The following is a 12020-nucleotide window of genomic DNA, read 5'->3' as shown; positions in this document are numbered from 1 at the left end:
CAGCGGCGAACCGCCGCTGCGACTTGCCCGCGAAAAGCACGACTCGGCGTTATTCACGAAAGAATGTTCTTCATCGACAGGTTACGCGCGTACCAAGGCCGACGCGGCACCCGCCGCAGCAGGTCGGCGATGCCGTCCTCTTCGCCGAAGGTGATACGCAGCGCAAGCTTCATCACCTCCACATCCATCTCCACTGTCTTGCCCGGACGAATACCCGGTGTGGTACTGCACCCATGAGTGTCCGGCCCCAGCCAGGGGTCGCCGACTTCCACCCAAGGCCCCGGCGCGAACCACTTCACGCCATTGACCTCCAGGCGCCGCACCTGGCCGGGGTGATAGCGTTCATGGGCGCGATACCAGTCTTCGATCCGGTCGTCGATCCAACCATGGAACCCCCAGAACACCGGGTGTACATGGGAGGAAAACGGATCACCCAGGAAGTCGTTCTCACGGCCGAACCAGCGCCCGGCGAAATCCGACGGGTCGCGCGCAAAGGGCACCGGCGCACTGTTGGACGGGTCCCGGGGCACCGAGGCCCAGCACATGTGCAGCCAGTCGTGCAGGTTCATCTCCACTTCCGAACCAAAGGTGCCCAGGCTCAGCTTCGACAGGTACTGCGGATCCTGGTATTGCGACTCCCAGACCTGGAAGTTGCTGCAGAACGTCTCCCCGGCCTTGATCGCCGACACCCACTGGCCATACTCGTCGTCGCCCGGCGCTTGCCAGGGCGGCGGCACGCAGCAGCCGTCGTGGTTGTCGTAATAGCGGGCAAAACCCTGCCGGTCGAACTCGACATTGGGCTGTGGCAGCGGAAAGCGCTGCCAGGAGGGCAGGTCCTGCAGGGCGCGTGCGGCAGCGAGCATGTGCCGGTGCATGAACAGAAAGTCCACGCCCGAACCATTGCGGTGCTTGCGCGGCCCACGGGCGTCGCGCTCGTGGTCGCGCGGCCCTGGCTGCCAGCCCAGGCCGCGCAACGCATTACGCTTGTCTTCGGGAATCTTGTGCCACTGATCGCGGGTCGCATGCCAGAGCTGGTGGAACAAACGATGCTCGGGGCTGATGACCCAGGCCTGCATGGCCGGGGTATAGGGCAGGCGCTCACGCGCCTCTGGGAACAGGCGCTTGACGGCAACGAAGCGGCTGTCCGCCACCGGCAAGGTAAGGGGCCGATCAAGGCGCTGCAAGCGGCCGCTGAGGGTGCCGCTGCCGGCGTTGGCGAACTCGCCCCACACCTCGTCGAGGCTGGCCACGCACTCATAGCTCGGCCCACCGTCCTGACTGAGCAGGCGCCAGCGCACCTGGGCAGACGAGGCTCCGACCAGATCGCCCAGCACCCGGTAGGCGGCCGGACCATCAGCTCGCAGGCGCTCGCCGGTATCAACGAAACCACGCAGCCCACGGCCTTTGGTGGCGACGTCGAAGAACACCTCGACGCCCTCGCGCGGCAAGCCCTCGAGGCCACCATCGGCGCCATCGAAACGGATATCCCAGACACCCCGCAAGTGATCGGCCAGCAGTTGCCCGGCAAGGTCGGCAAGCTCGACGCTGGCCTCACCCGGGGTGACGATGTCGTCTTCAGGGTCGTGGGTCAGCTCCTTGTGCGCATAGTAGGCGGCGGTACCCGCGGCCCCCGCCACTGCCAGGCCTGCGATGAATCCTCGTCGGGAAATGGTCATTGCGCCTCTATCCGTTCCAGCCATGCTGCGGCTTCTATCCAAGCTAGAACGTACGCTGGCGGGCAAAATTTACCGGGGCTAATTCACCACGGGTGGCGCTCGTTCCTTCAGAAGACTCCTTGCCAGCAGAGGCTGCCGATGACCTCCTTCCTCTCGCGCCTGATTCGCCCGAACCGGGCCAGCGCTTACCGGATCTTCGATGTCGAGCTCAAGACCATCGTGCCCCTGAGCCCTTCGCTGTGTCGTTTCGTCTTCACCGGCGAAGACATCGGGCAAATGACCACCCTGGCGCCGGACCAGCGCATCAAGCTGTTCTTCCCCTCCCCCGACGGCCAGCCACCACGACTCCCCCAGCACGAGAAATGGCAGCAGGCACGGCGCGACCTCCCGGCGGCGCAGACGCCCCCCATGCGCACCTACACGTTGCGCGCCCTGCGGCGCGCGCAGCATGAGGTGGAGGTGGATTTCGTCCTGCATGGGGTCAATGGCCCCGCCTCGGCCTGGGCGACCCATGCGCGCCCCGGTGATCGGCTGCAGATGGTTGCACCGAACCTCGCCTATGACGGCGACCCCGGCGGTTATGAGTGGAAGCCCCCACGCGAGGCACGGCAGATTCTGCTGGTGGGCGACGAGACCGCACTGCCGGCGATTGCCGGGGCGCTCGAACAGTTGGCCGACACCCGCCCGCACCTGGCGGTCGAAGCCTTCATCGAGGTTCCCCTGGACCTGGACTGCCTTGACCTGCGCCACGGCCCGGCCACCCGGGTGCACTGGCTACCCCGCGACGTGCTGGCCTGCGATCACGGCCAAGGCATGCTGCACGCGGTGCGCGAACTGGCCACGCTGCCGAACCCGACAGCGACCCGCAACGCCGAACTCGAGGAGGTCGACATCGACCAGCGCATCCTCTGGGAACTGGCCAGCGACAAGGCCGCGGCCTTTCATGCCTGGATCGCCGGGGAGTCGGCGACGGTGATGGAGATCCGTCGCTACCTGATCAAGGAGCGTGGCCTGGCGCGCGACAGCCTGACGCTGATGGGCTATTGGCGGGCCGGACGCACCCTGGAGTAGCATCGACCGCTATCGCACCCGCTGTATTCCCGGGCTCACACACCAAAAACGCTGTCGCACATCTGTAAATCGATGTCATGACAGCCGATTCCGCCGTCACCCCGCCGTTAACGACCGAATCCGGTCCCCTGCACCTGTACAAACGACACAAAAAAACCCTCTGCCTCGCGCATCCTGAGCCCGACTCCCGAGTCACGGACAGACCTACGCACTACACCGCCCTACAACCAATAACAACACCCAGGGACCACACCTATGCTCTCCATGCGAAAACGCTTCGGCGTCCTGCTGTTCTCGCTGTGTGCCACTGCCGTCCAGGCCAAGGAATGGACCGAAATCCGCTTCGGCGTCTTCCCCGAATACCCACCCTTCGAATCCGTCGCCGCCGATGGCAGCCTGCAAGGCTTCGACATCGAGCTGGGCAACGCCATCTGCGCCAAGCTGCAGGTCAAGTGCACCTGGGTGCACAACGAATTCGACGGCATGATCCCGGCGCTACGTGCGCGCAAGTTCGACGCCATCATGTCGTCGATGGCCGTCACCCCAGCGCGCCTGAAGCAGATCGACTTCACCGACCGCCTGTTCCTCAGCCCCACCTCGGTGGTGGTGCGCGCGTCCGCCGACTTCGGTGATACCCCCGAATCGCTCAAGGGCAAGCAGGTCGGCGTACTGCAGGGCTCGCTGCAGGAAGCCTATGCCCGCGCCGTGCTGACCCCGCTGGGCGTGCAGGTCAGGGCCTACCAGTCCCAGGACCAGAACTATGCCGACCTGCAGAACGGCCGCCTCGACGCCACCGTGACCGACCGCCTCGAGGCGCAACTGAACTTCCTCTCCAAACCCGAAGGCGCCGACTTCAAGAGCGGCCCGGCGATCAAGGACCCAAGCCTGCCACTGGACATTGCCATGGGCCTGCGCAAGACCGACCCGGAGCTCAAGGCGCTGCTCGACAAGGGCATCGCGGCGATCCACGCCGATGGCACCTATGCCGAAATCCAGAAGAAGTACGTGGGCGACCTGGACATCTACAACGAGTGATCGTCGCTGCCGGCGCTGGCCCCGACCTGCCCGCGACGCAGCCAGCGCCGACATCGTCGATCCCCAAGCCATCCCGTCGCACGAGACCCTCTCATGAACGACTTGCTTTCTCTGCAAGGCTTCGGCCCGTTGCTGGCCCAAGGCACCTGGATGACCCTGAAGCTGGCATTCCTGTCGTTGCTGCTCAGCCTGCTGCTCGGCCTGGTCGGCGCCAGCGCCAAGCTGTCGCACTCCAAGCTGCTGCGTATCCCGGCCACCCTCTACACCACACTGATCCGCAGCGTCCCGGACCTGGTGCTGATCCTGCTGTTGTTCTACAGCATGCAGATCTGGCTCAACGACCTCACCGAAGCACTGGGTTGGGACTACGTTGAAATCGACCCTTTCGGCGCCGGCGTGCTGACCCTGGGCTTCATCTACGGCGCCTACTTCACCGAGAACTTCCGCGGCGCCATCCTCAGCGTGCCCGTCGGCCAACTGGAGGCAGCCACCGCCTACGGCCTGAGCCGTGCCCAGCGCTTTCGCCTGGTGCTGTTCCCGCAACTGATGCGTTTCGCCCTGCCAGGGCTTGGCAACAACTGGCTGGTGTTGCTCAAGTCCACCGCACTGGTGTCGATCATCGGCCTGGCAGACCTGGTCAAGGCCGCGCAGAACGCCGGCAAGACCACCAACGACATGCTGTTCTTCCTGTGCCTGGCCGGGTTGGTCTACCTGCTGATCACCACCCTTTCCAACCGCCTGTTCAAGCACCTTGAGCGGCGCTACAACACCGGCGTGCGGGGACTGGCACGATGATCGAACTCCTTCAGCAATACGGCATCGCCTATCTGTACAACGATGGCAGTGGTCTGTCGGGCCTGGCCATGACGCTGTGGTTGTTCCTGGCAAGCATGGTCCTGGGTTTCGTCCTTTCGCTACCCCTGGCGCTGGCGCGGGTATCGCGCCACAGCTGGCTGCGCGTGCCGGTGCAGGTGTACACCTTCGTGTTCCGCGGCACACCGCTCTATATCCAGTTGCTGATCTGCTACACAGGCCTCTACAGCCTGGAGGTGGTGCGCGAACACGCGCTACTCGACCAGTTCTTGCGCAACGCACTCAACTGCACCCTGCTGGCGTTCGTGCTCAACACCTGCGCCTACACCGTGGAGATCTTCGCCGGGGCGATTCGCAACCTGCCCGCCGGCGAACTGGAGGCGGCCCAGGCCTATGGCCTGCGCGGCTGGAAGCTGAACCTGTTCCTGGTACTGCCCGCGGCCCTGCGCCGCTCGCTGCCGGCCTACAGCAACGAGCTGATCCTCATGCTGCATGCCACCTCGCTGGCCTTCACCGCCACCGTCGCCGACATCCTCAAGGTGGCGCGCGATGCCAACGCCGCGACCTTCCTGACCTTCCAGGCCTTCGGTGTAGCCGCGCTGCTGTACATGTTGCTGTCCTTCGCCCTGGTCGGCCTGTTCCGACTCGCCGAGCGCCGCTGGATGCGCTTCCTTGATCCCGTACGAGGCTGATCCCATGACCGCCACCGCACTGCCTTTGAACTTCGAACACGCGCCCTCCACCCAGGCCCATGCGAGCGCGATCAAGCTCAGCGTCGACGCCCTGCACAAGCACTACGGCGAGCACCAGGTGCTCAAGGGCGTATCGCTGCAGGCCCGCAAGGGCGACGTGATCAGTCTGATCGGCGCCAGTGGCTCGGGCAAGAGCACCTTCCTGCGCTGCATCAACTTCCTCGAACAGCCCGATGCCGGCAGCATCACCCTCGATGGCCAGACCCTGCAGATCCGCCCCGGCACCCGCACGCCGCCACCTGCGCAACTGCAGAACCTGCGCACGCGCCTGGCGATGGTGTTTCAGCATTTCAACCTGTGGAGCCACCTGACCGTGCTGGAAAACATTTGCCTGGCACCGCGCAAGGTGCTGGGCATCAGTGCCGCCGAAGCCCAGGCACGGGCTCGCACCTACCTGGACAAGGTCGGCCTGCCCGCGCGCGCCGCCGAGCAGTACCCTGCCTTCCTCTCCGGCGGCCAGCAGCAGCGGGTGGCGATCGCCCGCGCACTGGCCATGGAACCGGAGATCATCCTGTTCGACGAACCGACCTCGGCGCTCGACCCCGAGCTGGTCGGCGAGGTGCTCAAGGTCATACAGACGCTCGCCGAGGAAGGACGTACCATGCTCATGGTCACCCACGAGATGGGCTTTGCCCGTCAGGTGTCCAGCCAGGTGCTGTTCCTGCACCAGGGACTGGTGGAGGAACACGGCAGTGCCGACATCCTCGACCACCCGCAGAGCCCACGCCTGCAACAGTTTCTCTCAAACCGTTTGAAGTGAAGTCACGCCGTATGGATAGCAAGGCCACCCGTTCCCCTGCCAACCCGCCGCTGGACCGCATCGATGAAGCGATCATCGATGTGCTGCGCCACCACGGCAGGATCACCTACGAGAAGCTCTCGACCCTCGTGCACCTGACGCCCAGGCCTTGCCTTGAGCGGGTGCGCAAGCTGGAGCGACGAGGTGTGATCCGCGGCTACGGTGCGATCATTGACCTGCAGCAGGTGTCGCCCGGCCTGTCGCTGTTGGTGCTGGTGGCCTTGTCCAACCAGAGCGGGCGTTCCGCCCAGCGTGCCTTCGAGGCCACCGTGCGGGCCTGCCCGCAGGTCTTTGAATGCCAGCTGATCAGCGGCCATTTCGACTACAGCCTGCGCATGCGCTGCCGCGACATGGAGCACTACCGGGTGCTGACCGAGGCCTGGATGAACGACGACGAACTGCACATCGACAAGCTGGTCGCCCACCCGGAGCTGGCGGCGGTCAAGAGCCTCGCACCACAAGCCTGAAACATCCTTGGGGGCCGCCTGGCGCCCCCTTCACCTCACCCACCCGCGCTTCACACCCCTTCCCTGCGCTAACCGGCACACCAGAGCCTCCGAGCTCGACTGATCGCCAACTGGTCAGACCGGTAAGTCCAAAAAGCCTTGCCAAGCGCCGAAATTCGCGCTTACATTTACCCCGCACTGGACAAACCGGTAAGACCACAATAATTAAGTCCTGCGCTCTTTCGCCCGCCAGCCCCTGGCGTGCATCGAAGCAGGGACACCGAATCAGAGATCCCTCCCATGCTCAAATGGTGCTCGCGTTCGATCTTCCTCCAAGTTGTCCTGGGCCTTGCCCTGGGCGTTATCTGCGGTCTCAGCTTTCCTGAAGTATCCCTGCAGCTCAAACCCCTCGGTGACGGCTTCATCAAACTGATCAAGATGCTCATCGGCATCATCGTGTTCTGCGTGGTGGTCAGTGGCATCTCCGGCGCGGGCGACCTGAAGAAGGTCGGGCGCATTGGCCTGAAGTCGGTGATCTACTTCGAAATCCTCACCACCATCGCCCTGATCATCGGCCTGGTGCTGGCCTTCTCTACCGGCATCGGCCAAGGTGCCAACATCCACCTCGACCAGCTCTCCAGCGCCGACGCCGGTGCCCTGGCCGATCGCGGTGCGCACATCCACGGCGCCACGGCGTTCTTCATGGATCTGATCCCGACCTCGGTGATCGGTGCCTTCGCCGACAACAACATCCTCCAGGTCCTGCTGTTCGCCGTGTTGTTCGGCAGTGCGCTGAACCTGGTCGGCGAGTCGGCCTCGGGCATCTCGCGCCTGATCAACGAACTGAGCCATGTGATCTTCCGCATCATGGGCATGATCGTGCGCCTGGCGCCGATCGGCGTGTTCGGCGCCATCGCCTTCACCACCAGCAAGTACGGCCTGGAGTCGCTGCAGCACTTGGGCGGGCTGGTGGCGCTGTTCTACATCACCTGTGCAGGCTTCGTGCTGCTGATCCTGGGCACGGTGATGCGAGTGTCGGGGCTGAAGTTGATCCCGTTCATCAAGTACCTGCGCGAGGAACTGACCATCGTCCTCGGCACCGCCTCCTCCGACGCCGTACTGCCACAGGTGATGCGCAAGCTCGAACACCTGGGGATCGGCAGTTCCACCGTGGGGCTGGTGATTCCGACCGGCTATTCGTTCAACCTGGACGGTTTCTCGATCTACCTCACCCTGGCCATCGTGTTCATCGCCAACGCCACCGGCACGCCACTGGCCATGACCGACCTGCTGACCATCCTGCTGGTGTCGCTGGTCACCTCCAAGGGCGCCCACGGCATCCCGGGCTCGGCGCTGGTGATCCTGGCCGCCACCCTGACCGCGGTTCCGGCGATCCCGGTGGTCGGCCTGGTGCTGGTGCTGGCCGTGGACTGGTTCATGGGCATCGGCCGGGCACTGACCAACCTGATCGGCAACTGTGTCGCCACCGTGGCCATCGCCCGCTGGGAGAAGGATATCGACATGCAGCGCGCCAACAACGTGCTGGCCGGCAAGCCTGGCTTCGAACCGGTAGCGCGCAAGCAGGGCCAGGCCCATCAGCAGGAATTCTGACCGTGCCAGGGCCGACGTTCAGCGCCGGCCCACAGGCGACAAGACTCAGGTTTCAATCAAGGAGCGAACCGTGATCAGCTCATCGACCGTCGTCAACTCCGTGGTGGAAAAGCTGCGCAAGGCCCTGGCCCGCGGTCAGTGGCGCAGCGGCGAAATGCTGCCCGGCCAGCGCGAGCTGGCCGAACAACTGGGCATCAGCCGCCCCAGCCTGCGCGAAGCGGTGATCGTTCTGGAAACCCTCGGGCTGGTACGTTCGATGCCCGGCAAAGGTGTGCTGGTGCTGGATGCCGACGCCACCCTGACACCAGGCACCGAGGGTGTCGGCGCCGCCAGCCTGGCCGATGTGCTGGAGCTGCGCTACACCCTCGAGCCCTTCATCGCCGGGCTGGTCGCGCAATCGGCGGGCAAGCAGGACATCGGCCAGTTGCGCCTGACCCTGGTGGACCTGCGCGAAGCCGTTGACGCCAGCGACAGCGAGGCAGGCGTGGCCGCCTACATCGCCTTCCACGAAGCGCTGTTCGCGCTGACCACCAACCCGATCTTCCAGAGCGTGGTGCAGCAGACCAGCAACGCGCTCAAGCAGAGCGCGGCGATGCTGCGCGACTCCCCCGAACACCTGGCCGCACGGCTCGAAGAGAACGAGGCCGTGGTGCGCGCCATCCGCGCACGCAACAGCGCCCAGGCCAGCGCCCAGATGCGCCGGCACATCCTCGCCGAAGGCCAGCGCATGGGCATCGAACTGAACATCCCGGACGACCAACCGGACCCGCATCTTTGACGTCAGGAGAGCGACCATGACCGCCTTCGCCCACGCCGACCCGCGCCTGCCCCAGCTGATCAAGACCGGCGAAGGCCGCCTGGGCGCCGAACAGATCTACCCACGCCTGTTCGACGCCATCCTCGAACAGCGCCTGCCCCCTGGCAGCGCCCTGCCCGAGCAGGCGCTGGGCAATGCCTTCGGCGTCAGCCGCACCGTGATCCGCCGGGTGCTCGGGCGTCTGGCCGACCAGCAGGTGGTGGTGCAGCGCCCCAGCCACACCGCACACCTGGCCGCACCCGATCCACAGCAGGCGCGCCAGGTGCTCAGTGCCCGGCGCCTGGCCGAAACCACGCTGATCGGCCTGGCCACCCAGCGCGCGCGCCCGGGGCAGATCCGTCAACTGCGCCAATTGGTGGAGCGCGAACGCCTGCACTACGAGCGTGGCGAGCGCTGCACGGCCATCCGCCTGGGCGGCGAATTCCACCTCAAGCTTGCGCAGATGGCCAACAACGCGCCGCTGGCGCGCTTTCTCAACGGCCTGGTGCCGATGACCTCGCTGATCATCGCCCGCTACGAGTCGCCCTGCTGCGAGCACTGCGCCTGGGAAGAGCACGCGGCAATCATCGACGCGGTGGAAGACGGCGACAGCACCGCGGCGCTTGAGCTGATGCACCAGCACCTGGACCGCCTCGAAGCCAAGCTCGACCTCGATCAGAGCGTGCGCGCGTAACGTTTGCGGTAGTCCGCCGGGGTAACTCCGACATGCCGCACGAAAGCGCGGCGCAGGGTGTCGACATTGGCGAAGCCACACAAGGCCGCCACCTGCTTGGGCGGCTCGCGTCCGCCCTCGAGGCGTTCGCGCGCGGCATTGACCCGTGCCAGTTCCACCCAGGCCGCAGGGGTCATGCCGACATCGGCCTGGAACAGCCGGGCGAAGTGCCGCGGGCTGAGGCCCGCCCGCTGCGCCAGGCTGGCGATGCTGTGATCCTCGGCCGGATTGGCCGCCACATAGCGCTGCAACCCCTGAAGCACCGAGCGACCGACCGGCGAAGAGCCACCCTGGCGACTGAACTGCAATTGCCCACCCGGACGCTTGAAGTACATCACCAACTGCCCTGCCACCTGCTTGGCGAGTTCTCGCCCCAGGTCTTCCTCCACCAGGCTCAACGCCAGGTCCAGCCCGGACGTCACACCCGCCGCAGTGCGCACCTTGCCGTCATGGACCTGGATCGCATCGGCCTCCACCTGCACCTCGGGATAGCGCTCGGCCAAGACCTCGGCGACCGCCCAGTGCGTGGTGATGCGTCGGCCATCGAGTAGGCCGGCAGCAGCCAGGGCGAAGGCCCCGGTGCAGACCGATCCGTAGCGCCGGCAACTGGCGGCACGCCCACGCAACCAGTCGAGGATGCCGCTGCGCAGGTGCTGGCTGGCCGCCTGTGGCGTACCGGCGATCAGCAGGGTGTCGATGGGCTCAATGGTGTCGCCGATCCAGCCATCGGGCAGCAGGCGCGCGCCGGACGAACTGACCAGCGGGCCGGGCTCGCAGGCCAGCAGGCGCAGGCGATAGACCTCGCGACCGGCCTGGCGGTTGGCCTCGGCGAAGACATCGAGCGGGCCGCTGGCGTCGAGCAACTGGACACCGGGCATGGCCAGGATGGCGAGGGTCAGTGAGGGCATCTGGAGATCCTGTAGGAGCGCGAAAAGGCTGACAGCAACAGCATAAGACCCCAGCCAGCCCACCGCGCAGGCCATGTCCGTCGCAAACCGACAATGGCAGGATCTGGCGCATAACGTCAATTGAGGACATACCCCCTCACCGCCACACTGACTCCACCACCAACCCCCCCAAGGAGTCACCCATGTCCACCTCCATCGCCGGTATCCAGGTACCCGACAGCGCCATGGCCCGCGAGATCACCGAACTGGTCCGCGACACCGCCTCGCCATTGCTGTTCCACCATTCCAGCCGGGTGTTCTACTTCGCCGCCCTGGCCGGCAAGCGCCTGGGCCTGAAGTTCGACAGTGAACTGCTGTACTGCGGCTGCATGTTCCACGACATGGGTCTGACCCATCAGCACAGCAGCGACTGCTGCCGCTTCGAGGTCGACGGCGCCAACGCCGCCCGCGACTTCCTCAAGGGCCACGGCATAGCCGAACGCGACATCGAGCGGGTCTGGACCGCCATCGCCCTGCACACCACACCGGGTATTCCCGAGTTCATGCACCCGCTGATCGCGCTGGTGACCGCCGGCGTCGAAACCGACGTCCTTGGCCTGCACCATGAAGGGCTGAGCACCGCCGAGCGCGACGCCGTAGTCCAGGCCCATCCCCGTGGCGAGCAGTTCAAGGAAGCGATCATCCAGGCCTTCTACGATGGCATCCGCCACAAGCCGCAGACCACCTTCGGCAACGTCAAGGGCGATGTCATCGCCGACAAGGAACCGGGCTTCCATCCCGGCAACTTCTGCAGCGTGATCCGCCAGTCCTGCTGGCCAAGCTGAGGCCTCGCTGGCCAAGGCTTGCCGGGCGCCTTACCATGCGCCCGGCAAATCACACGCCAGGAGGCCTTATGCAACACACCATCGCCCCAGTCGGCGCAGAACAGTTCGAGCGCCTGACCGAACTGTGGGAAGCCTCGGTGCGGGCGACGCACGATTTTCTTCCCGAAGGCTACATCGAACGCTTGCGCCCGCTAGTGCGCGACCAGTACCTGGGCTTCGTCCAACTGCGCGCCGAGTACGATCAACAGGGCCGGATCCGTGGCTTTGCCGGGGTACACGAGGGCAAGTTAGAGATGCTTTTCGTCGACCCGACCTACCGCGGCCAGGGCATCGGCAAGGCCCTGTTGGCCCAGGTCGTCGCCGAAATGGGCGTGCGCGAGGTCGATGTCAACGAACAGAACCCGCAGGCCGTGGGCTTCTACCTCAACCAGGGCTTCGTCCAGACCGGACGCAGCGAAGTCGATGGGCAGGGCGATCCTTATCCGCTGCTGCATCTGAAACGCGAGGGCTGAACATGGCTTTCGAACTGCAAAAGGGGGCCGCTCTGCGGCCCTTC

General features: G+C 65.4%; 13 protein-coding genes. 11 read left to right on the top strand and 2 right to left on the bottom strand.

The genetic code is table 11. The annotated features are described in order from the left end of the window. Positions 1-53: 53 nt before the first annotated feature. Positions 54-1676 (bottom strand): twin-arginine translocation signal domain-containing protein, encoded by a 1623-nt coding sequence (locus HU729_RS23190; RefSeq protein WP_186711663.1) that lies wholly within the window; start codon positions 1674-1676, stop codon positions 54-56. A gap of 138 nt (positions 1677-1814) precedes the next feature. On the opposite strand from HU729_RS23190, the gene HU729_RS23185 reads away from it, so the two are divergent. The 9 genes from HU729_RS23185 to HU729_RS23145 all read left to right on the top strand — a co-directional run bounded on the left by HU729_RS23185 (position 1815) and on the right by HU729_RS23145 (position 9693). Continuing rightward, a complete protein-coding gene (locus tag HU729_RS23185; RefSeq protein WP_186711662.1) occupies positions 1815-2747 on the top strand; it encodes a siderophore-interacting protein in 933 nt (310 codons plus the stop codon). Between the two features lie 255 nt (positions 2748-3002). Further along, positions 3003-3782, top strand: a complete 780-nt coding sequence (locus HU729_RS23180; RefSeq protein ID WP_186669642.1) for an ABC transporter substrate-binding protein — start codon at positions 3003-3005, stop codon at positions 3780-3782. A gap of 93 nt (positions 3783-3875) precedes the next feature. Next, a complete protein-coding gene (locus tag HU729_RS23175; protein WP_186669643.1) occupies positions 3876-4577 on the top strand; it encodes an ABC transporter permease in 702 nt (233 codons plus the stop codon). After that, on the top strand, positions 4574-5287 hold the full coding sequence (locus HU729_RS23170) for an ABC transporter permease (protein ID WP_054892428.1): 714 nt from the start codon (positions 4574-4576) through the stop codon (positions 5285-5287). The genes HU729_RS23175 and HU729_RS23170 overlap by 4 nt, the downstream gene beginning before the upstream one ends. A 4-nt stretch (positions 5288-5291) precedes the next feature. Then, complete coding sequence (locus HU729_RS23165) at positions 5292-6107, top strand: ATP-binding cassette domain-containing protein (protein WP_238343293.1); 816 nt, start codon at positions 5292-5294, stop codon at positions 6105-6107. Between the two features lie 11 nt (positions 6108-6118). Then, positions 6119-6613, top strand: coding sequence for an Lrp/AsnC family transcriptional regulator (locus HU729_RS23160; protein WP_186711661.1), 495 nt, complete (start codon positions 6119-6121; stop codon positions 6611-6613). Positions 6614-6892: 279 nt separating this feature from the next. Beyond that, a complete protein-coding gene (locus HU729_RS23155; protein WP_186711660.1) occupies positions 6893-8203 on the top strand; it encodes a C4-dicarboxylate transporter DctA in 1311 nt (436 codons plus the stop codon). Positions 8204-8273: 70 nt separating this feature from the next. Next, a complete protein-coding gene (locus HU729_RS23150; protein WP_186711659.1) occupies positions 8274-8981 on the top strand; it encodes an FCD domain-containing protein in 708 nt (235 codons plus the stop codon). Positions 8982-8997: 16 nt separating this feature from the next. Continuing rightward, positions 8998-9693 (top strand): GntR family transcriptional regulator, encoded by a 696-nt coding sequence (locus HU729_RS23145; protein WP_186711658.1) that lies wholly within the window; start codon positions 8998-9000, stop codon positions 9691-9693. On the opposite strand, the gene HU729_RS23140 is transcribed toward HU729_RS23145, so the two are convergent. Further along, a complete protein-coding gene (locus tag HU729_RS23140; RefSeq protein WP_186669651.1) occupies positions 9675-10640 on the bottom strand; it encodes a helix-turn-helix domain-containing protein in 966 nt (321 codons plus the stop codon). The genes HU729_RS23145 and HU729_RS23140 overlap by 19 nt on opposite strands. Before the next feature lie 182 nt (positions 10641-10822). Between HU729_RS23140 and HU729_RS23135 the strand changes: the two genes are divergently transcribed. Next, positions 10823-11464 (top strand): HD domain-containing protein, encoded by a 642-nt coding sequence (locus HU729_RS23135; RefSeq protein WP_186669653.1) that lies wholly within the window; start codon positions 10823-10825, stop codon positions 11462-11464. Positions 11465-11532: 68 nt separating this feature from the next. Beyond that, on the top strand, positions 11533-11976 hold the full coding sequence (locus HU729_RS23130; RefSeq protein WP_186711657.1) for a GNAT family N-acetyltransferase: 444 nt from the start codon (positions 11533-11535) through the stop codon (positions 11974-11976). Positions 11977-12020: the final 44 nt, after the last annotated feature.

Origin of the sequence: Pseudomonas sp. RW10S2 (genome assembly GCF_014268985.1) — a bacterium.
GTDB lineage: Bacteria > Pseudomonadota > Gammaproteobacteria > Pseudomonadales > Pseudomonadaceae > Aquipseudomonas > Aquipseudomonas wayambapalatensis.
The sequence above is the reverse complement of the archived record's forward strand: the minus strand, read 5'-3'. Positions and strand labels throughout refer to the sequence as shown.